Genomic DNA, 26,984 nt, shown 5'->3' with positions numbered 1-26,984 from the left:
ACGCATCAAGGGGACCGCCTTCACTCGCCAGACGGCGGGTCTTCGTCGTCGCTGTCGCTGTCCTCGCCGTCCTCGTCGTCGCCAGCGCCGTCCTCGTCGTCCTCGTCCTGCTCGGGGGGCTTCGGCGCGAGCGCCACGCGCGGGTAGTGCTCGCCGGAGGTGTCACGGCGCCCGGCCTCCCAGGCGTCCTCGAGGTTGACGAGCTCATACCAGCCAAGGCGATTCACGGCCTCGAAGAAGAACTTGCCGTCAGCGCTCGGCTCGAAGCTGAGGGGCTCCGGCTCGAGCTCGGCGAGCGTGCGGACGCCGTCGTCGTAGACGCCCCAGACCCGGATGGGCTTGCCTTCGGAGACCTCCAGCACGGCCACACGGCCGCCCGCGGCGCTCTCCACGACGCGGAGATCCAGGTCGCCGCGCGCCTCCAGCCTGGACGCGCCGCCGCTGACCGAGAAGATCCAGGTCTCCGACGAGGTGCCCACGACCACCCGCCCGGAGGCGAGCGCCTCGAGCGTGTAGACCTCGTCCTCGCTGTCCTCCTTGCCGAAATCGTGCACGAGGACCGGCTTTCCGTGCGGGAGGTCGACCCACCAGAGCTTGGCGTCGCCGTCGGTCGCCACGAGCGCGGCGCTCCGATCCGCGTTCACAAGGCCCGTCGACGAGGGGGAGCTCGCCTTCACCGCGGTCTCGATGAGCTCCCCGTCCTTCAGCACGGCGAAGACGAAGGAGCGCCGGGCTTCCTTCTTCCACCCGATGTACACGTCGGCGGGGCGGTAGCGCTCGATCTCCCGCGCGCCCGCTCCGAAACGCGCGCGCGCGTCCTTCGGGATGTCCTCCTCGTCCTCCGGCAGCGGGCGCTGCTTGCCCAGGTAACGCAGGCCGACGCGGCCCGGGGCGGGCTCGATGGCGTACTCCTCGGGCGCCCTCTTCGGGCCCGACTCGGGCGCCTCGTCGTCGTCGTCGCTCTCCTCGGACGGCGTGTACACGGCGACCTCGGGGAACGCGTCGGGGTTCGTGGCGAGCCGCTCGAGCAGCGTGTCGAGGCCGAGCAGCTCGTAGGTGTCGCCGATGTGATCCATGAAGGCCCGGCCCTCGGCGATCCGGACCTCACCCACGGAGGCCTTCACGCGGCTCACGCGGCGCAGCTTGCTCCCGTCGAAGCCGACGATGGTCAACCCGTCCTCGGAGTCCTCGCCCTCGTAGCTCTTGACGAGGAGCAGCCGGCCGCCGAGGGCGGGGGTCAGGCCGTAACCGCCCACGCCCCAGCGCTGCTCGAGGACGGCGCCCTCTCCCTCGCGGCGGTAGACGTCGAGCGACTCGCCCGTGGAGAGGATGACGCGGTCCTCCGGGCCATAGGCGATGTCGGAGATCGACGCCTCGTGCTCGAAGAGGCGGCGCAGCTTGCCGTCCGCGAAGGAGAGCTCGGCGACCAGCTTGTAGTCGAACCCGTACAGCACGGCGCCGCCGTCCTCCCGCGCCGCGATGTAGCCGTGGGGGCTGGGCAGCGCCTCGCCCTCGGCGCGCTTCAGCTCACCGCCCTCGATCCAGGCGGCCGTCACCGGCTTGCGCCGGAGCTTCGCGATGCCGTAGACGCGGCCGCCGGGCGCCACCGCGATGCAGGAGGTCGACCCGAACAGCTCGCGCTGCGCGCGCTCGATCTCGGGCTCCGGGGGCACCTCGCGCGACCGCCGCGGCTCCACGCGGAGCGCGCCCTCCAGCACCTCTGGCCGGGCGCCCTCTTCTTCGTCGCCCTCGCCGGACGAGCTCTCGCCCTCGTCGTCGCCCTCGCCGGACGCGCTCTCGTCTTCGTCCTCGTTGCCGGGTTCGTGCCTCTTCAGCTCGGGGAAGGACTCCGGCTGCGCGTCGAAGCGCGCGGCGAGCTCCTCCAGGCCGAGCAGCACGTAGCCGTCGTCGCCGTCGATCACGACGACGCGGGCGCCCTCGATCACGATCTCGCCGACCGCGATGCGCACGCGCGCCAGCCGGCGCACCGTGGATCCGTCGTAGCCGAGGATGGTTACGCCGTCGGCGCTCTCGTCCTCGTCGTCGAAGCACTTCAAGAGGAGCAGGCGTCCGCCGAAGACCGAGCGCATCCCGTAGCTGTCGAGGTCCCAGCGCCCCTCGAGCGCGACGCCCGAGCCCTCCCGGCGGTAGACCTCGATCGTGTCGCTCGCGACCAGCACCCGGTCGTCCGGGCCGTAGGCGACGTCGGAGAAGGGCTCGCCGTGCTCCAGGAGGCGTCGCACGGAGCCCGCCGCAAACACGACCTCCCATACGGCCTCCGAGTCCTCCCCGATCAGCGCCGCGCCGCCGTCGTCGCGCGCGGCGAGGGATATGCCGTGCGTGGTGGCGAGCGGATCGCCCTGAGCGGTGCGGAGCTCGCCGCCCTCGATCCACGCGGCGACGGGCGGCTTTCGCTTCGGCTTGGAGACACCGAAGACGAGGCCGTTCGGCGCGATCAGCCACTCGCTGCTCCGCCCGAAGAGCTTCAGTTGCTCGTCGGAGGGCTCGGGCGCCGTGTAGCCCGGCACGCGCTCCAGCCGGAGCCCGCCGGAGATGACCCTGGGCTTGTCGTCGTCGTCGTCGTCGCCGTCGCTGGTCTCCGCCTCGTCTGTGTCGTCCGTGTCGTCGTCGTCGCCCGCCGCGCGCTCCTCCTCGGGAGGCGCGGCGCGCGCCGCCTCGCGCGCGGCTTCGACCGCCGGATCCACCGAGCACGCGGCCTCGAAGCGCTGGCCTCCGCCGAAGCGGGGCAGCTCGACAGGCCACCTCGGGCCCGTCGGGGGCTCGGGTCGTTGCTCGGCGGACCAGGCGTCCCAGTCGCTGTCGGCCTCGATCGCCTCGGCCAGGGAGGCCACCTCGATCGGGTGCGCGCCGTGCACCGCGGTGAGGGCCCGCTGGACCGCGCGCGCCATGTCGGCGACGCAGGCCTTGCTCCACCCGGCCGGCCGTACCCGCACGAGCGCCCAGCGATCGGCCCACTGGAAGGGCTCGCAATGCTCCACCGCGCGCGCGTCGAGCGCCCGCTCCCACGCCTCGCCGGCGGCGCGCCGCGCGGCCGCGTCCGGGGGCGCCACGAAGCAGAGCTCATAGGAGAACAGGTCCCCTTCGAGATCGAACCAGTCGCTCGGCGCTGCCCCGAAGAACGCGAACGGATAGGGCTGAGATCCCGGCATGGGGGCGAACGGTACCGCAGGGAAAAGGCGAGGCGAAACGATTTGGAAATGACAAGGGCGAATCGCCAGGCTCGCTTCCGATGACAGAAGATTGTGGATGTGATCCCCCTGGAAGAGCGACGCTGGTTCAACAACGTACCCACGCGCCCATCATGCAGCTCCTGAGCGAGCGTGAGCTGCGCGGCGTGCTGGCGCACGAGATCGCGCACATCAAGAACCGCGACATCCTGGTATCGACGATCGCAGCGGCGTTCGCCTCGGGCAGCACGTGGGTGGCCCACGCTGTGAGCTTCGCCGGGATGTTAGGCGGGCAGTCGGACGAGGAGGCAAGAGCGATCGCCTGACGGTGGGCGCTGCCCTCTCGACACGTGCTCCGGCGCTGCTCCTGCCCCGGCGAGTGCGGAGCCGCGCGCCGATCCCCAGGTGACGCGTGGGATGCGTGCGCAACGCACGGCGAAGAAGGAATAGCAGCAACGCGGCCGACGTCAGACCGGCCGAGCGCACGCCCCGGAGCACCGCGGCTCGCTTCGTAGCCCATTCACTGCTACCGCATTGCGTCAGCTCGAGAGGCAAGATCATGAACAAGCTCGCTCGCATCGCATCGATGTTCGCCGCGGTCGCCGCCCTCGCCGCGGTCGCCGCCCCGGCCGCCGCCGCTGCCGAGGGAACCCCGACAGAGGCGGCGCATCATCGCCGCGGCAAGGGCCGGCATCAGTTCCCGCAGGACGCCGCCAAGTTCAGCAAGCGGGTCGACGAGAAGATCGCGAACCAGCGCGCGAAGGTCGAGGCCAAGATGGAGAAGCGCGGCGTCCCGGCCGCGCGCCGCGTCGAGGTCCGGAAGGCGCTCGACGACGTGCAGGCCAAGGTGCGGGCGGCGGTCGCCAAGGCAGCCAAGGACGGCGTCATCACCCAGGAAGAGGCGAAGCAGGTCCGAAAGCTCGCGCGCGAGGCGCGCAAGGTGATCGCGGAGCAGCTCGGGCTGGGGAAGAAGCGCGAGAACCGCGAGAAGGGCACGAAGCACCCGGCCAGGGCGCAGGCCGCGTAGAGCGCACAGGGCGGGAGATGTGGCGCGCGCCGGCGGCATGCTGCTGCCGGCCTTGGCGCTTCAGGCCATCGAGTCCGCGCCGTGCGCGACGTAGCGCTCGCGATACGGCTCGCTTCCACGCGTCGCACGTTCAGCGTATCGTTCGGGTGTGTTGCTTGCGCGTCGGACGCTCCTCGACGACGAACCCTTCGTCGACATTGGCGAGGACGAGTGAACGCGTCCGAAGGCGGGTGATGGCAGGGGTGCTCGGCGAAATCGACGTTCTTCCGTGGACGCGGTTCTGGATCCCGCGCCATACGGCGCCTGTGCTCGATGGCCGCGGGTACCTGGCCGATCCCGAGGGGCTGTACGGGGGGGACATCAACCCGCAGGCACGGACGCTGGAGCAGCTCGAGAACCAGCCGTGCGTCGCGTTGCTCGGGGAACCGGGGAGCGGGAAATCGTACGCGGTTCGCGCATACGTGGCCGGCCTTCGTGGGAATAGCTCTGCGACGTTGCTCGATGCCGACTGTCGCTGGAACCCCGACCTGAACGAGCAGATCTTCGTTACAGACGCGTTCAAGCTGTGGCTGGCCGGTCGAGCGCCGCTCACGCTTGTCCTCGACAGCCTCGACGAGCACCCGCAGGGGACGTATGACGTCGCTTCGCAGCTCATCGACCGGATCCGGCGCGGGCCGGTCGACTCCTTGCGGTTGCGGATCGCGTGCCGCACGGCGGAATGGCCCGCCGTGCTCGACGAGCAGCTCCGGCTCCTGTGGAAGCCGAAGGGAGAGGAACCGCAGGCGACCTTCCGTGCCCTCGCGCCGCTGCGGCAGAGCGACATCGCGCTGGCTGCAGGGAAGGACGCGGCCGGGTTCCTCGACGAGGTCGCGCGGGTGGACGCCGGCTCGCTGGCGAGCAGGCCGGTAACGCTGGGGTTCCTGCTGAAGGAGTACCGGCGTTGCGGGAAGCTGCCGCGCACGCGTTTGGACCTGTATGAGGAGGGGTGCAGGATCCTCTGCGAAGAGTCGAGCCGATCGCGCCACGGAGCACGCCGTACCGGGAAGCTGCGCGGCCCGGAGCGCCTGGCGATCGCCTCCCGGATTGCGGCGGTGTGCGTCCTGGGACGTCGCAGCATCGTGTACACGGGCATGGATCTGGGAACGGTGCCGCTAGAGGCCGTCACGCTCGGAGATCTTGCTGGCGCCACCGAGCCGAGCGCGTTCGGACAGGTGACGGTTGACACCGATGCACTCGAAGAGGTGCTCAACGTCAGCGGCTTATTCACGCCGCGCGGCAGCAACCAGATCGGGTGGGCTCACCAGACATATGCCGAGTTCCTGGCAGCCCGGTTCTTGCTTGAGAGAGGGCTATCAACGGCCCACCTCGCGCGAGAGGTATTGAATTTGGGCATGGGCCGCGTGGTTCCAGCGCTGCGCGAGACGGTGGCGTGGCTGGCAAGCATGAATAGGGAGTTCTTCCAGCACATGCTCGTCGCGGACCCCGAACCGCTGCTCGGAAGCGATTCCGCGATGGAGGGGAACGCGGAGCGTGAGGCGTTGGTTGGAGCTCTGCTGGAGAAGATCGATCGGCGAGAGGTGTCGGTCATGACCATGCTCCACCGGAATGAGCTTCTGGCGCGTCTCAACCACCCCGGGCTCGCCGAACAGTTGCGTCCTTACATCATTGGGCGCGACCGCTACATCATGGCTCGGCGGGCGGCTCTGGACTTGTTGGATGCATGCAAGGTGGTGGTGCTCCAAGACTTGGTGGCGAATGTGGTACTCGATGCCAGTGAAGACAACGAGATCCGTTCGTCGGCCGCGAGCGCGCTTGTGCGCATCGGCTCTCGGGAAACCAAGCGAAGGCTCTTGCCACTTCTTCGCGGCGAGTGTGAAAGGGACCCGGAAGGCGAGCTGAAGGGATATGTGCTGCTGGCTCTTTGGCCTGATGACATCACCGCCGTCGAGCTGTTCGCTAGCCTGACACCATCGCGAACGCGGATTCACGGCGGATCTTACGGGCATTTCCTGGACAGACTGATCGAGACACTGCGTCCTGCGGCTCTGCCGGAAGCGCTCCGTTGGACCCTCCGGTTGCCCGCACGCCGTGATGTACCGTTGTGGTTCGCCGACTTGCTCGACAAGATTCTGCAGATGGCATGGGAGCGGCTTGAAAACGCCGAGGTGAGAGCCTTGCTCGCTCAGGCCGTGGTTCGCCGTCTAGCGGTCCATGACGGCATCTTCGAGAGTCGCGGCCACCGCGGCGAGGAGACTCCCGATCCAGCGCGGGACGATGGCCGGCGACGCCTGCTCGCAACCGCGATGGTTGCCTTGTTGCCCTGGGGGCCATACGATACATGTTCGCTCGTCCATCACCGATTTGTCCTCCCGCAGGACGTGCCCTGGGCCATCGAGCAGCTCCGCGCTGGGGCGACATCCGCAGAACGCGAGCATTGGGCTGCTGTCTTGAGCCAAATTGCATGCTTGAATTGGACTTTCGAGATCGCAGACCCTATCCTCGAAGCATTGGATGAGCTCAGCGAGCTTCGCCAGGCAATGCCATGGCTCATCAAGGAGGTTGAACTCGGGTCGGCCTTGTCCCGGTGGATGCGACGCCAATACCGTCAGGAGCGCAAGTCTCGTGGTCGTTTTCGGGTGAAGCCGCTTGTGCCCCGGAAATTTTCGCGTATAGGCAGGCGTGTCCAGTATTGTTTGCGACGGTTCGGAGAGGGGGATGCCGACGCTGGCTGGAAACTGCAGTTGTTGCTTGCGGTAGATCCTGAGGGTAAGTCGCATGGTGACTTGTATGAGGAGGACATTACGAAATTTCCCGGCTGGCAACGCGCTGACGAAGAGGTGCGGAATCGCATTCTCGGTGTTGGTCGCGAATACCTCTTGCGTGCCAACGAGCACTCCGGCAAGTGGCTTGGTAAAGAGGTTTTGTATCACCCTGCTGCCGCTGGTTACCGATACATCTGCCTGATCGACGCGTTCGATCCCGCATGGCTCGACGAGCAGGCAGTCGCCGTCTGGGCGAACTGGAGCGCGATCGCTGTGGCCTTTGCGCTTAACGCGGACGCACAGAGCCAACGGATCGTGTCACGCGCGTATCGGGCCGAGCCTGCGCGCGTGCGGGATACGCTTCGTGTTCTGCTCGATGAGGACCATCGCAAGCACCGTTATCCATTCCGGCTTTACCAGATGGCAGCGTGCTGGGACGCGGACCTCGGGCGCTTCTTGCTCGACTACGCACAGCGTCCGGATCTACATCCTCGATTCCTCGGTGAGCTGCTGGATGAGCTGATCCTGCATCGAATCGAGGGAGCAATGGACGCTGCGGTGTCGATCCTGATGGGTCCGGTTCCCGAGGGTGGTCCTGGACGGCTTCGCGCCCACGCGGCAGCCCATGCGCTCATGGCCTTTGACCCCAAGGTTGGCTGGCCCATCGTTCGTCCGCTTATCGAGATGGATCCCGCCTTCGGTAACGAGGTGTTTCTCACGTTCGTCCGCGAGGTCGAGGACCGGCACTCGAGCGCCTGGAGTAAATGCCTGTCGATCGCGGATGCCGTGGCGATCTATGTCTGGATCGAGCGGTATTTCCCGAGCGACAACGATCCGCAAGATCGACAGGGTGAGATTCATGAAATCACTCCGCGTCATATGGTGGCCGAGCTGCGAAATTCGCTTCTCAGCGAGCTGAGATCGCGAGGCACCATCGAGGCCGTCGCGGCGCTCGAGCAACTCCAGAAGACCTTCCCCGACCGCGACTTCACCTGGTCCATTCACGGTGCAAAGGAAGCCGCTGCTCAGGGAACCTGGACCTCCCGCGCTCCGCGCGAGATCATCGATCTCCGCCCCACCCCCTGCACGCCCATGCCCGACCATCCGCCCACTGCCGCCGCGCCCAGCTTCTCGTTCCCGCCCCTCCTCGTCGAAGCGTACCGGCAGAACAAGCTCGCCGTGCTCTTCGGCTCGGGCCTGTCCATGGCCCGCGACGTCATGGGTAAGTTCCCGCGGTGGAACGAGCTGCCCGAGCGGCTCTTCGAGCAGGCGCAGAATCATGGGGTGCTCGCGCCGCAGCAGCTTGACGGCTTGCGTACGGTCTTGAAGGGCGGCCATCTCTCGCTGGAGGGCATGCTCCGCCTGCTCGACCTCCCCAAGGACGCACTCCGTGGTGCGCGCCGGTATCAGGCAGCGCTCAATGCCATCTTCCGTCCGCCGAACGCGACGCCCGGCGATGTCCACCGCGCGCTCGTCGAGTTGGGTCTCGGCGTCCTCGTGACCACGAACTACGACCAGCTCGTCGAAAAGGCGGAGCCGGCGCGGCAGCCTTATACGTGGAAGAAGTCCGACGGTGTGCTCTCCGATATCAACGAGGGGCGCAAGGTTTTGTACAAGATCCACGGCACCGCCGACGACGAGGATACCGTCGTGATGACTCGGAGCGAGTACGACGCAGCGGCCCGGGACGAGCCCTACCAGCGCACGATGAGCTACTTGCTCCAGACCTACACGTTCCTGCTCGTTGGCTATGGCATCAACGATCCACTCGACCTGGATCTCATCTTCGAGCTCAACATCCGCGCTTTCGGATCGGCGACCAGCCTGCACTATGCGCTCATGAACGACCCGCACGATCGAGATCGCTGGCAGCGCGAGCTCAACGTGCAGGTCGTGCCTTACCACAACCACGACGACCTCCCTGCCATCCTCCGCGCGCTCCGAGCGACCAAGCCCTGACCTCCACCTGAACCGTCCTCGCCCGATGAACTCGGCGGCGCTGGCCACGGCCGAGCGTCGAGCAACCGGGCCCGAACGCGTCGCTGCCGCTGCCGCTATGGGAAGACCGCATGCAGGAGCAGCACGGCGGAGAGAGGGGGCTGCTGTAGGTGCAGTATGCCTTCCTCGATCTGCCAAATATGCGGCCGGCGATACATCCAGAGATGCGCATCGACAAGTGGGCTTATTCCTTCCGTGAGGCGAAGAACCTGAACGTGGTTTCACCGGCGCTCTCGGAGAAGCCGTTTCGTGATGCCCTTGAGGTGGCCGGGACGGCGACCTTCTCGCCCGAGGAGCGGGATGCCTATGAGCGGGCGAAGCTGGCCGAGCAGGACGCGCGCGGTGCGCTCATTGTGGCCGCCGCTGCCGCCTGGGCCATGCCGCGATGGCGTGATAGGCCCAGCTGCCTCGCCGCGACCGGATCCGGTCTCTCGGAAGCGGCGATCAGCCTCGCCGCAACCGGATCCGGTCTCTCGGAAGCGGCGAGCAGTCTCGCCGCAATCGGATCCGGTCTCTGGGAAGCGGCGAGCAGCCTCGCCGTAACCGGATCCGGTCTCTGGGAAGCGGCGAGCAGCCTCGCCGTAACCGGATCCGGTTTCCCGGAAGCAGCCCGCAGCCTCGCCGTAACCGGATCCGGTTTCCCGGAAGCAGCCCGCAGCCTCGCCGCAACCGGATCCGGTTTCCCGGAAGCAGCCCGCAGCCTCGCCGTAACCGGATCCGGTTTCCCGGAAGCAGCCCGCAGCCTCGCCGTAACCGGATCCGGTTTCCCGGAAGCCGCACAACGCCCTGCCTAGGCGCCGTCCGAAGCGTCGTGCCGGCGCTCCCGGGATCCGGCGCCGGGGACGGCAGCACCAGGGGGAGCCGTCTGCGGTCGAGCCAGCAGGGACGTCGATCCAAGACGTGCGCCCCGGCCCCAGGCTCGAGGCTGCGCCCGTGGCGAGCTCAGCGAAGCTCGCAATGGGCGCAACAGGAGTCGCGAAGGGAAAACAGGCTCCGCTACGACGCCGCGCGCGGCGCCTCGCCGAGGAGCTCCAGCCTGGCCAGGCTCCCGCAGGTCTCCGACAGGGCGCGCATCAGCCGCAGCCGGTTGTCCCGCACGGCCGCGTCGTCGGTCATCACGAACACGTCGATGAAGTACTGGTGCAAGAGCGGGGCGAAGTCCGCCACCGCCCTGAACGCGGCGTCGTACGAGCCGCTCCGGACGTCCGACGCGATCTGCTCGCGCAGCTTGAGGTACCCCGCGAAGAGCGCTGTCTCGCTCGGGTGCACGTCCTGTCCGAACGGCGCCACCGGCTCGCCGGCAGGCGCCTTGTCGGCGATGTTCGTGGCCCGCTTGAAGACCTCGCCCACCCGCGCGCGCACCTCCGGGCTCAGCGCGTCGATCGCGCGCACGCGGGCCCTGAGATCGAGCGGGCGATCGGCGGCGACGCGCAGGCACGCGAGGACCGCGTCCTGCGGGAGCCGGTCGGAGAGCAGGCCCCGCAGCCGCTCGGAGAAGAACTCGCCGAGGCGGGTCGCGAGCTCCTCGCGCGAGACGTTGAGCTCCACCCCGGCGTAGCCGTCGTAGGCGGCGCCGAACGCGGCGCCGAGGCGCAGGTCGAGATCGCGATCCAGGAGCGTGCGCAGCACGCCGAGGCACGCGCGGCGCAGCCCGTACGGGTCGGCGGTGCTCGTGGGGACGAGCCCGATCGCGAAGCAGCCGACCAGCGTGTCGAGCCGATCGGCCATCGCGACCAGCGCGCCGGCGTGCGTCGGCGCCGTCGCGTCCGCGGCGCCCTTGGGCAGGTAGTGATCGCGTACGACGTCGGCCACCTCCGGGCTGACCCCCTGGGCGAGCGCGTACGCCCGCCCCATCTCGCCCTGGAGCTCGGGGAACTCGCCCACCATCAGCGCGACGAGATCGCACTTCGCGAGGTGCGCCCCCGAGGCCGCCGCCACCAGCGTCTGCTCGGGCAGCATCAGGAGCAGGCCGAGCTCGCGGGCGAGCCGCTCGACGCGCTCGGCCTTCGCCAGCACGCTGCCGAGCCGCTTCTGGAACACGATCCCGCCGAGCTTCTCGCGGCGGTTCGCGAGCGGGATCTTGACGTCCTCCCGGTAGAAGAACTGCGCGTCCGACAGGCGCGAGCGCATCGTGTTGTCGTTGCCGCGCTTGATCTTCTCGGGCGCCTCCGCGGTGTTCACGACCGCCAGGTACCTCGGGAGCAGCGCCCCGGTCTTCGCGTCGCGGACGCCGAAGTAGCGCTGGTGACCGCGCGCGACCTCGAGGATCACCCGCTCCGGCAGCTCGAGGAACCGCTCCTCGAAGCTGCCGACGATGACGTGCGGCTCCTCCACGAGGGAGAGGTTCTCGCCGATCAGGAAGTCGTCCTCGATCAGCGCCCCGCCCGCGTCCCGCGCCGCGGCGAGCAGGCGCTCGCGCATGAGCTTCGCGCGCGCCTCGGGGTCGACGAGCACGTGCGCCGCGCGCATCGCCTCCACGTAGTCCTTCGCGGCGCCGATCGCGATCTCGCCCGGCGCGAGGAAGCGGTGGCCGCGGCTCGTGCGCCCGCTGCGGATGCCGGCGATCTCGACGGGGATGACCTCGCCGCCGGAGAGCGCGACCAGCCACTGGATGGGGCGGCCGAACGCGAAATCTCCCTGCCCCCAGCGCATCGACTTGCGGAAGGGGATGGCCGCGACGAGCGACGTCAGGACCTCGGGGAGGAGCTCGGCCGCGGGCTTGCCGGCCTCGCGGCGGGTCCCCGCGAGGTACTCGCCCTTCGGCCCCTCGACGCGGCGCAGATCCGCGACGGCACAGCCGAGCTTCTGCGCGAACGCCTCGGCCGCCTTCGTGGGCGCGCCGTCCTTGAAGGCCGCCTTGACCGGCGGGCCGGTGACCTCCTCCTCGAGGTCCGGCTGGCGCGCCGCGACCCCGGAGACGAGCAGCGCGAGCCGACGCGGGGTGCCGAGCGCGCGCACCGCGCCGTGGCGGAGCCTGAGCTCCGCGAGGCGCTTCGTTGCGAGATCCGGGAGCGCGCGGAGCGCGGCCTCGACAAACGACGAGGGGAGCTCCTCGACGCCGATTTCGAGCAGGAGATCGCTCGCTTCGTTGGACATGGGACCGCGGACGCTACCCCAGAACCGCTCGTTCGGCGAGGTGGTCGAGCGATCGAGCCGCGCTGTTCAGCCGGCCGCGCCGTCCGCCACGTCACGCCGTGGCGCGGCGCGCACGACCGGCGTGCGCCACGGGCGACGTGACGTTCGCGCGGCTCAGCGCGCCTGTGCCGCGCTCCGGAGCGCGCGCGAGAGCACCTTCTTGAAGGCGCTCGCCTCGCCTCCGTTCGGCTTGTCCTTGCGCCCGTAACGGGTCGCCGCGCCGACCCGGGCGACGCACTGGGCTGCGCGCATGTACCGCCGTGCCGCCTTCGCGACCGTCCGATCGCCCGGAGCAGACGCCGACGCGACGGCCGCGCCGAGCTCGTTCAGCGCCTCGTCGAGCGGGGCGCAGCCCTCGGGCGTGGGGGGCAGCTGGAGGGGGGGCGGGGCGTGGCAGCAGCGGGCGCGCAGGGTGGCCAGGGTCGCCATGTCGTGCCAGCCGAGAACGGCCCATTCCTTCGTGGCGTCCGAGACGCCCTTGGGCCCAGCTGCCTGGGCGAGGTGGCTCTTGAGCGCCGCGACGCCCTTCATCGGGTCGATCTCGGCGCACACGGACAACAGCTGGCCCGCGGTGGCGGCGTCGACGCTCTTGCCGGGAAAGAGGGGCATCGCGCACGCGGCGAAGTCCGCCGTGGCCGCAGGATCCGGCGCTGTGCTCGCGGTGCCTGCGTCCGCTGGCGCCGCCGCACCTGTTTCCTCGGTGCCCGCGTCACCGGGCGCCGGGGCGCTCGGCTCTGCGGGGGCGGCGCACGCGGCGGGCGCAGCGTCCGAGCCGGACGGCGGCGCCGGGAGGGACGGCGGCGCGGCGTCGCGGTGTCGAAGCCAGAACCAGGCTGCTCCCGCCGCGCCCGCGATGGCCACGACCCCCAGGGCCAGCGTCACCCACCGGCGCGCCGCGGACGGCGTCTCGCGGCTCGCCCCGGGCGCCGGCGCCGGCGCCGGCGCGCGAAGCGGCGGCATCGCCGCGCGCGGCGGCGCGCCGAGCCCGGACGCGCCGCCGCGCGCGGCGACGCCGCCGGGCGCCATCGGGAAGGGGTGCGACGGCTCGTGCGTGTCGTCTTCGCCGAGCCAGAGCAGATCGACGGCCGGGACGTGGGGCGTCGGTGCGCCGAGCTCGGGCGCGCCGACGCGCGTTGCGGCGCCGCCGGGCGCCATCGGGAAGGGGTGCGACGGCTCGTGCCTGTCGTCTTCGCCGAGCCAGGGGAGATCGTCGATCGCTCGCGGGCTCGCCGGGGCATCCGCGTCGAAGAGGGGCACCGCGGTGGGCGAGAAGGGCGGTTGCGCCGTCGCTACGGGCGCAAAGGGCAGCTGCGCCGTCACAGCGGGGGCGACGGGCGGTTGCGCCGTCACAGCGGGGGCGACGGGCGGTTGCGCTGTCGCCGCAGGCACGACAGGCGGTGGCTGCACCTGCGCGGTCGGCGCAGCCACTGCGCCCGCACGCGCGCCGTCCTCCGTCCTTGCGCCGGCGAGCCGCGGCGATGCGGCAGGCAGCGCGGTCTGCGCCTTCGAGGGACGGTCTGGCGCTTCCGGCGGCGGGGTGGTCGGCGCGCCGGTCGTCGACCGGAGGCCCAGGCTCGCGAGCCCGTGGAGGGGCAACGGCGTCCGGCGGGCCGAGGCGCTCGCGATGGGCGGCGGCTGCGAGCTCGAGTGGCCATGCGGCGGCGCGCTCTTGCGGGGCGGCTGCGAGCCTGTGCCCTCGCGCGGCGGCGCGCTCTTGCGGGGCGGCTGCGAGCCTGTGCCCTCGCGCGGCGGCGCGCTCTTGCGGGGCGGCTGCGAGCTCGACGTCCCCCGCACCCCGCTGCTCGACGGGCGCGGCGCTGGAATGGTCCTCGCCGGCGCCGCGAGCGCGTGCTCATCGAGCGGCGGCAGCTCCTCCAGGCCGTCGCCCGGCCGCGCCGCCTCCAGCGCGCGACGGAGCGCCGCGACCTCGGTGATCCGCTGCTCAGCGCTGCGCGCGAGCGCCTGGTCCAGCACGCGCCACAGCGCGTCGCCCGCCGCGCCGGGCGGCGTTATCCGCGGCGCGGCGCCGGCGCCTTGCTTGCGGCGGAGCTCCTGGTCGCTCTCGGCAGGGAACGGGAGCGCTCCCGAGAGCGCCGTGTACAGGGTGACCGCGAGCGCCCACGTGTCGTCCCGGCGTGACGGCCCCTCGCCCGCGGCCCGCTCCGGCGAGCGGTAACCCACGAAGGCGGGCGTGGCGAGCGGGTCCGAGAGCCACCCCGTCGACGTGCACGGCTCGCCCTCCATGACCACGCACGCGGCCGACAGGCGGCCGTGCACCGTCCCGCGCGCGTGCAGGCTCTCGACGCGCTTCGCCAGGCGGACGACCCAGCCGACCGCGTCCCTGTCCGGCAGCGGACCGGCGCGTGCGATCCTCGCAGCGAGCGTCTCCATACGAGCGCCGCAGCGTAGTGCGGCGAACCGCCGCTGACCACATTGTGGCTCTCCCGCGGCACGCCGGATCGCGGATCGCCCGCGTCTGGCCCTGGAGCGCCGCCGTCAGCCGCCGATCACGTCGGCCATCGTGTATCGGCCGGGCGGCTTCCCGTGCAGGTGCCACGCCGCGCGCAGCGCCCCGCGCGCGAAGAGATCACGGCTGGTCGCGCGGTGCGTGAGCTCGATGCGCTCGCCGGGGCCGAGCAGGTGGACCGTGTGGTCGCCGATGACGTCGCCGCCGCGCACGGCGAAGATCCCGAGCTCGTCCGCCTTTCGCGGGCCGACGTTGCCCTCGCGGCCGTGCACGTCGGTGAGCTTCGCGGTCGGCTCGCGGGCCGCGCGCACGGCGTCGGCGAGCCGCACGGCCGTGCCGCTCGGCGCGTCCACCTTGGCGCGGTGGTGCACCTCCACGATCTCGACGTCGTAGCCGGGCCCGAGCCGCCGCGCCGCGCTCGCCGCGATCTCCGCGAGCACGTGGATGCCGATGCTCGTGTTCGGCGACCAGAGGACCGGGACGTGCTGCGCCGTCTCGTCGAGCAACCGCTCGCACGTGCCGTCGAGGCGCGTCGTGCCGCTGACCACGGCGACCTTGGCCCGCATCGCGAGGTGCAGGAGACGGGGGAGCGCCTCGGGCCGCGAGAAGTCGATGACCACGTCCGCGCCGAGCAGCCCGGCGCTGGTGTCGTCGCTCATCGCGACGCCGATGTTGCCTGTCCCCGCGAGCTCGCCGACGTCGCGGCCGATGCGGGAGGAGCCGCGCGACACGATCGCGCCCACGACCTGGGCTCGCTCGTTCGCCGCGAGCCGGACGATGGCTTGCCCCATCTTGCCGCTCGCGCCGTGGATCGCGACCTTCAGCAGCCGGGCGTCGTCTCCCTGGGCGGCCCCCAGGAGCGCGCTCATCGGCACACCTCGATGATCTCCGTTCGATTTCACGACGCCTCGCGCCTCGCCTCGAGCCGCCTCATCGCCTCGGCGATCTGCTGCCGGGTCGCCTCTCCGGCCGGCACGAGGGGCAGCCGGACGGCGGCGCTCATGCGGCCCAGGGCGGCGAGCGCGGCCTTCGCGGGGGCCGGGTTCGGCTCGACGAAAAGGAGCCCATGCAGCTCGAGGAGCGCGAGGTGGGCTGCGCGCGCGCCCGCCAGGTCGCCGGCCAGGAACCGCCGGGTCACCGCGCTGGTCTCGCGCGGCAGCACGTTCGACGTGACGCTGATGACACCCTGCGCGCCGAGCGCCATCATCGCGAGCGTCAGCGCGTCGTCGCCGCTCAGGATCGTGAGCCGGTCGCCGAGGCGCCGCACGAGCTCCTGGCAGCGGAACACGTTGCCCGAGGCGTCCTTGATGGCGACGACGTTCGGCGCGGCGGCGCAGATGCGCTCGGTCGTCTCGGCGGAGAGGTCGACCACCGTCCGCCCCGGGATGTTGTAGAGCACGATCGGCGCAGGGACGGCCCTGGCCACGGCCAGCGTGTGCTCGCGGAGCCCGTCCTGCGAGGGCTTGCTGTAGTACGGCATCACGATCATCACGCCCGCCGCGCCGGCGGCGAGCGCGGCGCGCGAGGCATCGATCGTCTTCTTCGTCGAGAACGAGCCCGTCCCCGCGATCACCGGCACGCGGCCGCGCGCGGCCTCGACGACGCGCCGGATGACCGCGGTCGTCTCGGATTCGCTGAGGGTCGGCGACTCGCCCGTGGTCCCGCACGGCACGAGCCCGCTGACGCCGCCCGCGATCTGCGCCTCGACGAGCGCGTCCAGCGCGTCGAAGTCGACGGCTTCACCATCGGGCGTGAATGGCGTGACGAGGGCGGTGAATGTTCCCGACAAGGGGAGCTGCGACATCAGACGACCATGATCGCCACCCCGGGTGCGCGTCAACAGGAGAGGACAGGTTCGCCGCGGACTCCCCGCTCTCCGCTGGTTCCCGCGCGGGGCGACGCCGAACGGACGCGGCCTTGGGGGCGGGCTGCCGGGAGCCCGCTCGGCCTGTACGGCGCGGGCTGGCGGGAACCCCCGGGGCTTGCGGGGAGCGGGCCGGACGCTCCAGGGCAGGTCCGCGTCTGCTATCGTCCGCGGTGTAGCGCCTCGCTCCTTCGGGGGATTTGCCCGAGCGCGTCAGGTCCCTGAGAGGCACCGGCCATGGATCTCGCCCAGTACATCAAGAGCATCTCCAGCGCGGCCAATACCATCCTGGAGGGGATGGCGGTCACGTTCTCCCATCTGTTCCGGGAGCCCATCACCGTCCAGTACCCCGACAAGACGGACCGCCCCGTCAGCGAGATGCTCCCCCCGCGGTACCGCGGCTTCCTCGAGGTGCAGATGGACATCTGCACCGGCTGCAAGCGCTGCGAGCGCGCGTGCCCCATCGAGTGCATCGCCATCGATCTGGAGAAGGACCCGGCGACGAAGAAGCAGGCGATGAGCCGCTTCGACATCGACATGGGCAAGTGCATGTACTGCGGCCTCTGCGTCGAGGCGTGCAAGACGGAGTCGACCGGCGCGATCCGCCACACCCGCGAGTTCGAGGGGGCGGCGCCGACGCTCGACCACCTCACGTTCCGGTTCATCCCGGAGGGCCTCGTGCCGCTGTACAAGGCGCCGAAGGACCTCGGCGAGGTGCCCGTCGGCGAGTACGGGCCGCACGCCCGGGAGGCCCGCGAGCGCGCCATGCGCGACAACCCGGCCGCGCTGGAGGAGCTGCGCGCCATCTGGCGCAAAGAGCGCGGCAAGCAGCAGGGCGCCGAGGGCGCGGAGCCCGCGGGCGGGGGGGCCGAAGGGGGGGCTGGAGCGGGGGCTGGAGCGGGCGCCTGAGCCAGGGCGCGGCGCGCAGAAGGGCGCAGGAGCGCGCCGCGAGCGACGCCCAGGGGTCGCCCTTGATGGGCGGTGGGCAGCGGTCTAACGTCGCGACCCTCACCCCATGCCCCCCCTGAGCGCACTCGTCTTCCTAGGGCTTGCCGCGCTGACGCTCGGCTCGGCCGGGCTCGTGGCGTTCTCCAGGAACATCATCCACTCCGCGCTGGCCCTGCTCGGCACGTTCCTGGGCATCGCCGGGCTGTACGTCACGCTCTCGGCCGACTTCATCGCGGCGACGCAGGTGCTCGTCTACGTCGGCGGCACGCTCGTGCTCATCCTCTTCGCCGTGATGCTCACGAGCCGCATCGCGGAGATGAAGATCTCGAACCCGCGCGGCGGGCCGGCCGTGGCGTTCGGCCTGGTCACGGCCGTGCTTCTCCTGCTCGGCAGGGTGGCGGCCCAGACCCCTTGGCCCGCCGAGGCCAAGCCGCCGATGCCGTCCACCGCCAAGCTCGGGCACGCGTTCCTCGGTGAGTACCTGCTCCCGTTCGAGCTCGGCTCGGTCGTGCTGCTCGCCGCGATGATCGGCGCTGTCGTGCTCGCGCGTCGAGCCGTCAGGCGCGCCTGGGAGAGGGAGTAGGCGATGGAGGTCGGTCTCATCCATTACCTCAGCGTCGCCGCGGTGCTCTTCGGACTCGGGCTGTTCACCGTCATGACGCGGAAAAACGCGGTGGGAATCCTCCTCGGCGTCGAGCTCATCCTCAACGCCGCCGCGCTCAACTTCATCGCGTTCGACCACTTCGTCGCCGGCGGCGTGGCTGGCCAGGTGTTCACGGTCTTCATCATCGTCCTCGCGGCGAGCGAGGCGGCGATCGCGCTGGCCATCGTGCTTCAGGTCTACCGCAACCACCGAAGCATCATGGCCGACCAGCTGACATCCCTGAAGAACTGACGCGAGAGCGGTCATCCGTGCGGAAGCGCGCGGTCGGCGTGACGCGCGTGACCCGCGTGACGCGCGGGATGGGCGCGACGGGCGCGACGTTCGGACCGGCGGCCGCCGCGTCGCGCGCCCGCGCGCGCCACGCCCACGCCGCGCGCCGATGCCGATCGCCTACGCCGATCGCCGACCAGGAGATGCGCTCGACGCGCCCGCGCCCTGCTTCTTCACGTGGAGCTCAAGCAGGAAAAACCTGACCTTGCTAAGGCCCAGCGGGCGACCCACGTTCGAAGGCATGCAGAACCTATCCAAGTCGGAGCTGGTGGGGTTCGTGGAGCTCGAGGTCGGTTCGCTTGCTGTGCAGGTGCCGATCCGCGCCGCCGCAGCGGCGACAGAGCTACCGCTCGCATCGTTCGAGGCTGAAGGGGACAATTGCGCCATCCTCGTGCGAGGCGACACGTCCTCGAAGGCGGTCGAGGTCGCGCTGCGAAACGCGGCGCAGGAGGCGGTCAAGCACCTCTCGAAGAAGTTGCTCAACTAGAGCGGAGCGATGGTCCCGCTGGCCCGGCGCAGGGCTGCGGGCCATCGTCTCCGTGATGTTCCGTGATGTTCCGTGATGTTCCGCGATGCACGGTGCCCCAGGGTACCGGCGGAGCGGTGTGGACAGGTTTCTGCTGGCCGCCCGGCGCTCAGCGCGAGCGGGGCGGCGTTCCGGCCCGCGCGGAGCCCCGCGTCGCGGGGGAGCTCGCTGCGCTCCGACGTGAATTTCTCGACGCACGTCGTGCTACGCTGCGCCGCGAAATCGCCCGTGAAGCTCATCATCCAAATCCCTTGCTTGAACGAGCGCGACACGCTCGCGCAGACATTCGCGGACCTGCCGCGGTCGATCGACGGCGTGGACGAGATCGAGGTCCTCGTCATTGACGACGGCAGCACGGACGGGACGAGCTCGCTCGCCGAGCAGCTCGGGATCCACCACATCGTCCGCTTCGCGAGGAATCGAGGCCTCGCCGCCGGGTTCATGGCCGGCATCGACGCGTGCCTGCGGCTCGGCGCCGATATCATCGTGAACACCGACGCAGACAACCAGTATCGCGGCGCGGAGATCCCGAAGCTCATCGCTCCCATCCTCGACGGGCGGGCCGACCTGGTGATCGGCGACCGGCAGACAGACAGGATCGAGGAGTTCTCGCCGCTCAAGAAGGTCTTGCAGCGGTGGGGCTCGCGGCTCATCCGGCGCCTGTCCGCCACGGAGGTGGCCGACTCGCCGAGCGGCTTCCGCGCGGTGAGCCGGAAGGCCGCGCTGCAGCTCTTCGTGCACAACCGCTTTACCTACACGCTGGAGACCGTGATCCAGGCAGGCCGCCGCGGCCTCGCCGTGGAGAACGTGAAGATCACGACCAACCCGAAGACGCGCGAGTCGCGGCTCTTTCGTTCGATCCCCGACTACCTGCGCCGGGCCGGTCCTGTCATGTTCCGGGCTTATGCGATGTACCGCCCCGTGCAGCTCGTGGGCTGGGTCGCGACGGTCCTGCTCGTGTTCGGCGTCGCGCTCGGCGTCCGGTTCCTCTACTTCTACCTGCGGAATCCGGACCACAGCGGTTATATCCAGTCGCTCATCGTCGGCACGGGCGCCGTCGTGATGGCGTGCATCCTGGTGGCCGTGGCGTTGCTCGCGGAGCTCATCGCGACGAACCGCCGCCTCGTCGAGGAGGTGCTGATGCGCGTGCGCCGGATCGAGACCGAGCTCGCGGGGCGGGAGTCGGCCCTCGGGCTGGAGGGCATCCGGACCACGGGCGCGAAGCCTTGGCGCAACCAGCAGGTGCGGCAGGCGCGAGCGATCGCGAGGTGAGGGCCATGCCGGAGAACATCGGATCTCCTGCTCCGGCTCCGGGAAGCATCGACTGGCCAGCTGCCGTGGTCGCGATCTCGTGGCGCTCGTCGGGGGCGAGCTCGCTGTCCGCGAGGTGAAGAGCCCGATCCCCTGGACCGGGCTGCTGGCCGAGCGGCGCGGATAGCCTTCGGCCTGGCGCTCAGCCGTCCGGATCCTCCTGGTCGTCGTCCTCCTGCGAGGGATCCGCCGGGCCGGTCGTCGGCTCCGGCCCGGATGACGTGTCCGCCGCCGGGGGCTCGGGCGGCGGCTCCGGCCGGGCGGCGTCGCGCTGCTGCCGCAGGTAGACCGTGTAGTTCTTGAAGCGCTCCGCTGCGAAGAACGCGCCGTCCAGCTTGACGTTCCGGCCGCTCCGCGCGGCGTTCTTGCCGAGCACCACCGCCTGCGCGGCGTCGAGGAGCGCGGCCTGCGCGTTCGCGTCGCTGGGCCACGCCCGCGCGGGCTTCGGCTCCTGGCCCTTGGGCGGGCGGAGCTTGGGGATGATGTGGAGCGCCTCGACCGGGTAGAGCCCGTCCGTGTAGCCCGGCGCGCCGAGCGCGAGCACCTGATACGGCAGCTCGTCGGGCGGCGGCGGCGCCTTTGGCATGGTCACGAGCTGGAGATCGCCGAAGCGGCGCTTCTCCGTCGCGTACCGGTGCACGAGCTCGTTGAACAGCACCGCCGCCTGCAGCGTGTCCGGCGGGCGCTGGCCCGGCGGGTACAGGATGTGGGTGATGCCGACGCTCCGGTAGTGATCGTAGAGCTCGCGCGGTCCTCGCAAGGGCTCGTAGAAGATGAGCGATTGCCAGGCCTGGATATCGAAGATGATCTCGCGCTCGATGCCGAGCGTCGTGCGGTAGTTGCGCGCGAGGATGCGCGCGTCCGGCGGGGTCGCCCGGGTGATCGCGCGGTGATTTTCGCGGAACTTGAACCGCTGCGCGTCGCTCCACCGCTTGTCGAAGGTGGAGCGGATCATCGAGAGCGCGCTCTCCAGCCTGCGGGGGCCGGAGTAGAAGGGCACATCGCCGCTCCACACGATCTGGAATGCCACGAGCGGGACGAGGCCGAGCCGCGCGATGGACCCGAGCTGCCATGTGCGGACGAGCAGCGCCGCGGTGACGGCGATCGGCACCGCGAGCAGGCCCTGGAGGTACCGGTCCGCGGTGTACGTGTTGCTCCACATCCAGATGCCAGCGAACGTCGCCCAGGTCGCGAGCGCCGGCCTGCGCCGACCGCGGATGATCAGCAGCATCGGCAGGAGGAGCGTGAAGAGCGAGCCCATCGAGGGGACGTAGCGAGTGAACGAGTAGTGCGGAGCGAACGAGAATGTGAAGAAGTTCCCGACCGCGATGAGCTGCCGCTCCAGCCCCTTCCCCTTGGGCAGGTAAGGCTCGTTGGGATACGCCTTTTCCATGAACTCCGCGGAGCGCGCATGCTGCGGGTACGACCGCGTGAACACCCGCTGAGCCATCGGGAAAACGGGGTTGTTATGATAAATGACGTTCTTGATGAAGTGCGGCGCGGCCGTGCCGAGCGCCACGCCCGACACGATGAGCCCCGCCACGAGGACGCGGCGCGCCGAGAGCAGCGGCCGACGGCGCTTCTTCACGGCGCGGTAGGCCTCGCGCGCGAGCAGGAGCGCGGCGCGCGGCACGACGACCGCCGCCGCCATCGCCAGGTGATAGACCGCCTGGTACTTCACCAGCATCGCGCCCCCGAGCGACGCGCCGAGCAGGACGGCATACCGCCTGTCGAAGCGCTCGGCGAAGCGCATCGACGCGAGCAGGACCGGCGCCGCGAAGAAGCCCAGGAAATGGTCCGCCGAGCCGCCGGGGTTCTGGTCCTGGACGAACAGCGATGGGAACAGGAAGAAAGCCACCCAGAGGCCAGGGATGCGTTCGCCATGCAGCAGGTACCGCGCCAGAGCTGCGACGCCGACCACCTTCCCCAGGACGAAGACGAACTCCAGGTGGAGCGCCATCATCCACCGCTGCTCCACGAGCATCCCGGGGACGCTGAAACCCCACGCGTAGAGCATGCTCGCGAGGTGAGGGAACGAGTGGTTCACGTCGCCGTAGAACGGCACGATGCGGCCGGCGCGCGCATAGTCCTGCCCGATCGGCAGGTGATACCAGGTCGCGTCGAAGCTGATGGAATCCGGGGTCAGCGACAGCAGGTAGAGGAGCACGAGGCACACGGCGCCGACGCCCGTGGCCGTGAGCCACAGCCAGCGCATCGTCCCTTTCGGCGTCGTCGAGGCGTCGAGATCGTGCTTCAGACGCGATAGCCAGCGTGGCAGCTCCAGGAGGCCGCCCGCGAAGAGGGCCGCCGGCATCACGAGCCCGTACCAGGGGCGGATCCAGCCGACCACGCCCGCGAAGTACATGCCGAACACGAAGGCGATGGTGCCGAGCGTCATGCCGAACAGGCCCTCTTCGACCGGCGGCAAGTGCGCGACGCGGAGCCCCCGGCGCAACAGCACGAGGCCGACGCCGAGGCTGGAGAGCAGGAACAGCAGCGAATAGCCCCAGAGCGGCGCGAGCCGCCACAGGAGCCAGTGCTGGATTGGAATGTGCGCGTGGACCACGCGCGCGTAGCCGGCGAGGCCCGTGAGGCATGCGATGGCCGCGAAGACGTTGCGCAGCAGCCTTGGCCGGGGCGAACTCGAGGTCAGGGCGGCACAAAAGCGGGCCAGGGGGGAGTCGGAGTTCAGGGCAACACGCAGGTGAGCCAGCATGAGAGGGGGCGCATCCTAGCGAGGCGGGGGGCGTCGGCAAAGCAGGCGCGCGAGGAGCAAGCCGCCCACGTCCACGGCGAGCGAGGTGGCGCGCGAGATGATCGCAGCGCCCAGCGCTGCGGCGGGTCCAACGGCGGGGGCGAGGCCCACGGAGAGCAGCGCCTCGCGCACGCCGATGCCGCCCGGCGTGGCCATCGCCAGGAAACCGGCCACGGGCGCCAGCACGAAGAGGCCCGAGCCGCCGAGCGCCGCGCCCGGCGTCGCGCCGACAGCGAGCGCGGCGCACGCGCCATGCGCGGCCCAGGTCAGCCAGTACGCCGCGTGTACGAGCGGCAGTCGCACCGGCATGAGCGGCCCGCGCCCCTCGGCCGCGAGGAGCTTGCGCACGCGCTCGGGCGCGCGGGCACGATCCACGGTCATGAGCGCGACGAGCACCGCGCCCAGGGCGACGAGCAGAGGCAGCTTCCATCGACCGATGAGCGCGCTCGCGCCCGCAAACTGCTCGCCGCCCGCCGCGAGCAGGCCGAACCCCACCATGGCGCCGACCGCGACGAAGCTGGCAAACTCGACCGCGAAGGAGGACGCCACCACCGCGCTGGTCGTCCCGATCCGCGGGGCGCCGAGCATGCGGACCAGCGGCACGCCGAGCTTGCCTGGGATGTAGCGTGCCGCCTGCGACTCGATGTGCAGCGCGATCGCCGGCCAGCGAGGGATGGGCCGGCCGGTCAGCTCCTCCAGGACAAAGGCCCAGGCGAGCCCCAGCACGACGATGCCGAGAGCGAGGGGCAGCACCGCGAGCGCCACGAACGCGGGACGGACGTCGACGGGCTCGCCGCTCTCCCACTTGCGAGCGAGATCCCGCGCAGCGAGCCCGATGAACAAGGCTACGGCGACGACCATGACCGGGCGCAGCGCCTTGCGCACCCTCGCGAGCGGGCCTCCGATCCCCTGCGGCGGGCCGGGCGGGTCGCGCGCGGGCTCGGGTGGATCCGCCGCGATCATCGGGGGCGCTGGCGGGGCGCTCGCGGGCGGGGTGCTGGTGAGGTCGACGAGCGACGCAGATCGGTCCTTCACGCGGGCCAGCGCTTCGCCACGCAGAAGACCGACGGGCCGAAGCCTGGCCGGTACCCGCGCGCGATGAGGTCGACCTCGGCGCCGAGGCCGAACCCGCTCACCAGATGGGCCAGCAACCGGGCCCTCCCCTTCTTCAACCAGTCGCCGGATTCCTCGAAGTCGCGCTGAACTACCGTCGTTCCCATCCGCTCTTCACTCTGCATGCGGGGCTGGATCGCCCTGGGGGGGCGATCCGGCCGGGGGCGGCGACTCTGCTGGTTCCGCCTCGGCCGGCTCCGGGGGGGTCGGGATCTCGATCGTCAGATCGTCCACCTTGCCCGGCTCTTTCCGCGACTTCTTCGGCGGCGGCGGCGGCGGGCGCCGCTTCCGCGGCGGCGTCGTCGCGGCGGCCCTGGCCGACGGCTGCGCGGACGGGGCCGTTTCCACAGGCGGCGCCGTGACGGCCGGCTCGGGCGCTGGCTCTTGCGGCGGCGTCGGCTCTGCCGTGACGGCGGGCGGCGGGACCTCGCTCTCGGCCGCCGGCGTGCTCTGCGGCAGGCGCTGGGAGCGGACCACCTGCCACGCGACGACGCCGGCCAAGGCCACCAGCGCGAACGCGACCAGCCGAGCGCGCCGGCGCCGACGTGAGCCGGGGTCGAACTCCGGAGGCTCGCTCTCGCGCGCCTCGTGCGCCACCCCGCTCACGCTGGACCCCTTCATCCACTGGTCCGGCGACTGGCCGGAGGGCAACGCGCGAGCCCGAGGGACGAGCGGTGGATCGAGCGGTGGATCGAGCGGTGGATCGAGCGGGTGCGGCGCGCGCACCGACGCGGGGGGCGCGGCGGCTGCGGCCGTCCCGGCGACCGCTCGCCTGACGTTGTCGCGGAGCTGCTCCGACGGCGGGTCCTGGCTCGGCGGCGCCTCGCGCTCGGGGGCGATCGCGTGCGGATCGGCCGCTTGTGGCGAGAGCGCGCGCGGCGTCTGCGAGGAGAGCGGTGGTTCGGCCGTGGCGCCCGGCGCGACGGGTACGCCGCTCTGGGGCGCAGTCAGCGCGGGCTCGGGCGGCACGTCGGCCATGGGTTCGGCCGGCGCATTGGCCGCGGGTTCGGCCGATGCGTGGGCCGCGGGCTCGGCCGGCACGCCGGCCATGGGCTCGACCAGCGCATGGGCCGCGGGCTCGGTCGGCGCATGGGCCGCGGGCTCGGTTGGCGCATGGGCTGTCGCTGCGGGCTCGGCCGGCGTCGCGTCTGCGCGCGGAGCGAGCGCTGCAGATGCGGCCGGCGCCGCCCCGGGCTCGTCCACGTCGGTGTCGATCGCGTCCTCTTCGAACTCGTCGATGTCGACGTCGACGAGCGAGGACGCGCTGTCCGCCGCCTTCCGGAACGTGTCGCTGGGCGCCAGCGCCGGTGCAGGCGCGCCTGGCGGGGCGTCGACGCTGTCTGCCGTCGCGGGCGACACGCTGCTCGGCTGCGCGGAGACCGGCGTTCCAGTGGCGACCGGCGTTCCGGCATCGACCGGCGCTCCGGCAACGACCAACGTTTCGGCAGCGATCGGCGCTCCGGCAGCGACCGGCGCTCCGGCAGCGACCGGCGCTCCGGCAGCGACCGGCGTTTCGGCAGCGACCGGCGGCTTCTGCGACGCGCTGTCGCTGGGCTGCGGCGGCGGCGGAGGTCGATCGCCGGGCCGAGCCGAGGGCGGCGGCCGCTGGCTCAGCGGCGGCCGTTCGCCGACCTCGGACGAGCCCGGCGGTTGCTCGCTGATCGGAGCCAGCGACGGCGTCTGAGGCCGCGCCGTGGGCCGAGGCGGCGCCGGAGGTCGCTCGGTGGCCCGCGGCGGTGCGAGAGGCCGCTCGCCGAACCGGGACGACAGCGGCGGGCGCTCGCTGAGCGGAGGCCGCTCGGTGAGCCGCGGCGGCGTTTGCGGCCGCTCGCTCGGCACCGCGGGGATCCTCGCGCTCGGCCTGGCCGACGACGGCGCGGCCGCCATGTCCGCCGGCGGCTCGCCCGATCCTCGCTCGGGCGATCGCGTCGCGGCGGCGGCCGTGGGGTCGGCCACCCGCGGGAGCGGCGGCGCCTTGGGGATCACCGAGCCCGTCGCCGGTCGCGGCGGGGCCGCCGGCGGGCGCGTGGGCGCGGCCCGGGGCGGCAGCGGCGGCGGCTGCGGCGACGGCGGCGACCTCATGCTGCTCGGGGCATCGGCCGACAAGTCGGCGGTGCGGGCGAGCGACTCCGCGAGATCGCGCGCGCTGCTGAAGCGCCGCGACGGGTCGCGGTCGCAGGCGCGCGCGAACCACGCGTCGAAGCTCGGCGGCAGCTCCGGGTTCACCCTCGACGGGACCGGGATCTCGCCGAGCGAGATCTTGATCAGCAGGTCGCCGACCCCCTCGCTGTCGAACGGGAGCTCGCCCGTCACGCACTGGTAAGCGATCACGCCGAGCGCCCAGAGATCCGCGCGGTAGTCGACCTCCCGGAGCCCCTTCACCTGCTCCGGGCTCATGTAGTGCGGCGTGCCCATGAGCGTGCCGACGCTTGTGCGCTGGGCGACCCGCTTCCCCTGCCCCTTCACCTTCGCGATGCCGAAGTCGAGGATCTTGACGATCTCGTCGTCCTCGTTCGCGCAGAGGAAAAAATTCTCCGGCTTGAGGTCGCGGTGCACGATGCCGGCCCCGTGCGCGCGGGTGAGCGCGCGCGCGACCTGCGTCACGATCTTCGACGTCTCCTGGAGCGAGAGGCGGCGCCGGCGCGCGAGCCGATCGAAGAGGTCCTCGCCCTCGAGCAGCTCCATCACGATGAACGGCTGCTCCCCGTCGATGCCGTGATCGATGATCTGCACGACGTGCGCGCTGCGCAGCTGCGCGGCGGCCGTCGCCTCGCGGCGGAACCGCTCGCGCGCGTCGTCCTGCTTCGCGAGCTCCGGATCGATCAGCTTGACCGCGACATGCGTGCCGAGCGCCAGGTGCTCGGCGACCCACACCGCGGCTTGCGCGCCCTGCCCCACGGGTCGGATGAGGCGGTAGCGCTCGCTCAGCACCTGACCAGCTGCAATAGACACGGCG

Annotated in this window: 18 protein-coding genes; 9 read left to right on the top strand and 9 right to left on the bottom strand. The window is 71.2% G+C overall.

What is annotated here, in order from left to right:
- Nucleotides 1–20: 20 nt before the first annotated feature.
- Nucleotides 21–3,170 carry a hypothetical protein gene (locus tag WMF29_RS42685; RefSeq protein ID WP_437325787.1) on the bottom strand — a complete coding sequence of 1,050 codons (3,150 nt, stop codon included), beginning with the start codon at nt 3,168–3,170 and terminating at the stop codon, nt 21–23.
- 152 nt (nt 3,171–3,322) lie between these two features.
- Here WMF29_RS42685 and WMF29_RS42680 point away from each other — a divergent pair, with 152 nt between their 5' ends.
- The 4 genes from WMF29_RS42680 (at nt 3,323) to WMF29_RS42665 (ending at nt 9,769) form a co-directional block, all read left to right on the top strand.
- Nucleotides 3,323–3,514, top strand: a complete 192-nt coding sequence (locus tag WMF29_RS42680) for a M48 family metalloprotease (protein ID WP_437325786.1) — start codon at nt 3,323–3,325, stop codon at nt 3,512–3,514.
- Nucleotides 3,515–3,747: 233 nt separating this feature from the next.
- Nucleotides 3,748–4,215, top strand: a complete 468-nt coding sequence (locus WMF29_RS42675) for a hypothetical protein (protein ID WP_437325785.1) — start codon at nt 3,748–3,750, stop codon at nt 4,213–4,215.
- Between the two features lie 233 nt (nt 4,216–4,448).
- Nucleotides 4,449–8,936, top strand: a complete 4,488-nt coding sequence (locus WMF29_RS42670) for an SIR2 family protein (RefSeq protein ID WP_437325784.1) — start codon at nt 4,449–4,451, stop codon at nt 8,934–8,936.
- Nucleotides 8,937–9,139: 203 nt separating this feature from the next.
- On the top strand, nt 9,140–9,769 hold the full coding sequence (locus tag WMF29_RS42665) for a hypothetical protein (protein ID WP_437325783.1): 630 nt from the start codon (nt 9,140–9,142) through the stop codon (nt 9,767–9,769).
- A 202-nt stretch (nt 9,770–9,971) separates the two neighbouring features.
- On the opposite strand, the gene glyS is transcribed toward WMF29_RS42665, so the two are convergent.
- From glyS to dapA, 4 genes are all read right to left on the bottom strand, one after another.
- Nucleotides 9,972–12,071: a glycine--tRNA ligase subunit beta gene (glyS, locus tag WMF29_RS42660; protein WP_437325782.1), complete on the bottom strand. Its 2,100-nt coding sequence runs from the start codon at nt 12,069–12,071 to the stop codon at nt 9,972–9,974.
- 153 nt (nt 12,072–12,224) lie between these two features.
- A complete protein-coding gene (locus WMF29_RS42655) occupies nt 12,225–14,501 on the bottom strand; it encodes a hypothetical protein (protein ID WP_437325781.1) in 2,277 nt (758 codons plus the stop codon).
- A gap of 105 nt (nt 14,502–14,606) precedes the next feature.
- Nucleotides 14,607–15,404 carry a 4-hydroxy-tetrahydrodipicolinate reductase gene (dapB, locus tag WMF29_RS42650; protein WP_437331227.1) on the bottom strand — a complete coding sequence of 266 codons (798 nt, stop codon included), beginning with the start codon at nt 15,402–15,404 and terminating at the stop codon, nt 14,607–14,609.
- 71 nt (nt 15,405–15,475) lie between these two features.
- On the bottom strand, nt 15,476–16,381 hold the full coding sequence (dapA, locus tag WMF29_RS42645) for a 4-hydroxy-tetrahydrodipicolinate synthase (protein WP_437325780.1): 906 nt from the start codon (nt 16,379–16,381) through the stop codon (nt 15,476–15,478).
- A gap of 297 nt (nt 16,382–16,678) precedes the next feature.
- Between dapA and WMF29_RS42640 the strand changes: the two genes are divergently transcribed.
- The 5 genes from WMF29_RS42640 (at nt 16,679) to WMF29_RS42620 (ending at nt 20,121) form a co-directional block, all read left to right on the top strand.
- Nucleotides 16,679–17,350, top strand: a complete 672-nt coding sequence (locus WMF29_RS42640) for a NuoI/complex I 23 kDa subunit family protein (RefSeq protein WP_437325779.1) — start codon at nt 16,679–16,681, stop codon at nt 17,348–17,350.
- 106 nt (nt 17,351–17,456) lie between these two features.
- Nucleotides 17,457–17,972 carry an NADH-quinone oxidoreductase subunit J family protein gene (locus tag WMF29_RS42635; RefSeq protein WP_437325778.1) on the top strand — a complete coding sequence of 172 codons (516 nt, stop codon included), beginning with the start codon at nt 17,457–17,459 and terminating at the stop codon, nt 17,970–17,972.
- A 3-nt stretch (nt 17,973–17,975) separates the two neighbouring features.
- Nucleotides 17,976–18,284, top strand: a complete 309-nt coding sequence (gene nuoK, locus WMF29_RS42630) for an NADH-quinone oxidoreductase subunit NuoK (protein WP_272102053.1) — start codon at nt 17,976–17,978, stop codon at nt 18,282–18,284.
- Between the two features lie 148 nt (nt 18,285–18,432).
- Nucleotides 18,433–18,810, top strand: coding sequence for a hypothetical protein (locus WMF29_RS42625; RefSeq protein WP_437325777.1), 378 nt, complete (start codon nt 18,433–18,435; stop codon nt 18,808–18,810).
- A 267-nt stretch (nt 18,811–19,077) separates the two neighbouring features.
- Nucleotides 19,078–20,121 carry a glycosyltransferase family 2 protein gene (locus WMF29_RS42620; protein ID WP_272102055.1) on the top strand — a complete coding sequence of 348 codons (1,044 nt, stop codon included), beginning with the start codon at nt 19,078–19,080 and terminating at the stop codon, nt 20,119–20,121.
- Nucleotides 20,122–20,302: 181 nt separating this feature from the next.
- Here WMF29_RS42620 and WMF29_RS42615 read toward each other — a convergent pair whose 3' ends face one another.
- Genes WMF29_RS42615 through WMF29_RS42600 form a run of 4 tightly spaced genes read right to left on the bottom strand, consistent with a single transcriptional unit; the run spans nt 20,303 to nt 26,980 of the window.
- Nucleotides 20,303–22,876 (bottom strand): hypothetical protein, encoded by a 2,574-nt coding sequence (locus WMF29_RS42615; protein ID WP_437325776.1) that lies wholly within the window; start codon nt 22,874–22,876, stop codon nt 20,303–20,305.
- Between the two features lie 15 nt (nt 22,877–22,891).
- The gene (locus WMF29_RS42610; protein WP_437325775.1) at nt 22,892–23,950 is read right to left on the bottom strand and encodes a lysylphosphatidylglycerol synthase domain-containing protein; all 1,059 of its coding nucleotides are present in this window, start codon (nt 23,948–23,950) and stop codon (nt 22,892–22,894) included.
- A complete protein-coding gene (locus WMF29_RS42605) occupies nt 23,947–24,135 on the bottom strand; it encodes a hypothetical protein (RefSeq protein ID WP_437325774.1) in 189 nt (62 codons plus the stop codon). The genes WMF29_RS42610 and WMF29_RS42605 overlap by 4 nt, the downstream gene beginning before the upstream one ends.
- Before the next feature lie 7 nt (nt 24,136–24,142).
- The gene (locus tag WMF29_RS42600; protein ID WP_437325773.1) at nt 24,143–26,980 is read right to left on the bottom strand and encodes a protein kinase domain-containing protein; all 2,838 of its coding nucleotides are present in this window, start codon (nt 26,978–26,980) and stop codon (nt 24,143–24,145) included.
- Between the last annotated feature and the right edge of the window lie 4 nt (nt 26,981–26,984).

The sequence above is a fragment of the Sorangium sp. So ce381 genome, assembly GCF_051473845.1.
In the GTDB taxonomy this organism is placed as follows: Bacteria; Myxococcota_A; Polyangia; order Polyangiales; family Polyangiaceae; genus Sorangium; species Sorangium atrum.
Note: the sequence above shows the minus strand (reverse complement) of the source record. Positions and strands in the feature narration are given on the sequence as shown.

Excerpts from the sequence above, each read along its gene's own strand:
- WMF29_RS42685 (WP_437325787.1), bottom strand. The coding sequence starts at position 3,170 with ATGCCGGGATCTCAGCCCTATCCGTTCGCGTTCTTCGGGGCAGCGCCG.
- WMF29_RS42680 (WP_437325786.1), top strand. The coding sequence starts at position 3,323 with ATGCAGCTCCTGAGCGAGCGTGAGCTGCGCGGCGTGCTGGCGCACGAG.
- WMF29_RS42675 (WP_437325785.1), top strand. The coding sequence starts at position 3,748 with ATGAACAAGCTCGCTCGCATCGCATCGATGTTCGCCGCGGTCGCCGCC.
- WMF29_RS42670 (WP_437325784.1), top strand. The coding sequence starts at position 4,449 with ATGGCAGGGGTGCTCGGCGAAATCGACGTTCTTCCGTGGACGCGGTTC.
- WMF29_RS42665 (WP_437325783.1), top strand. The coding sequence starts at position 9,140 with ATGCGCATCGACAAGTGGGCTTATTCCTTCCGTGAGGCGAAGAACCTG.
- glyS (WP_437325782.1), bottom strand. The coding sequence starts at position 12,071 with ATGTCCAACGAAGCGAGCGATCTCCTGCTCGAAATCGGCGTCGAGGAG.
- WMF29_RS42655 (WP_437325781.1), bottom strand. The coding sequence starts at position 14,501 with ATGGAGACGCTCGCTGCGAGGATCGCACGCGCCGGTCCGCTGCCGGAC.
- dapA (WP_437325780.1), bottom strand. The coding sequence starts at position 16,381 with ATGTCGCAGCTCCCCTTGTCGGGAACATTCACCGCCCTCGTCACGCCA.
- WMF29_RS42640 (WP_437325779.1), top strand. The coding sequence starts at position 16,679 with ATGGATCTCGCCCAGTACATCAAGAGCATCTCCAGCGCGGCCAATACC.
- WMF29_RS42635 (WP_437325778.1), top strand. The coding sequence starts at position 17,457 with ATGCCCCCCCTGAGCGCACTCGTCTTCCTAGGGCTTGCCGCGCTGACG.
- nuoK (WP_272102053.1), top strand. The coding sequence starts at position 17,976 with ATGGAGGTCGGTCTCATCCATTACCTCAGCGTCGCCGCGGTGCTCTTC.
- WMF29_RS42625 (WP_437325777.1), top strand. The coding sequence starts at position 18,433 with ATGCCGATCGCCTACGCCGATCGCCGACCAGGAGATGCGCTCGACGCG.
- WMF29_RS42615 (WP_437325776.1), bottom strand. The coding sequence starts at position 22,876 with ATGCTGGCTCACCTGCGTGTTGCCCTGAACTCCGACTCCCCCCTGGCC.
- WMF29_RS42605 (WP_437325774.1), bottom strand. The coding sequence starts at position 24,135 with ATGGGAACGACGGTAGTTCAGCGCGACTTCGAGGAATCCGGCGACTGG.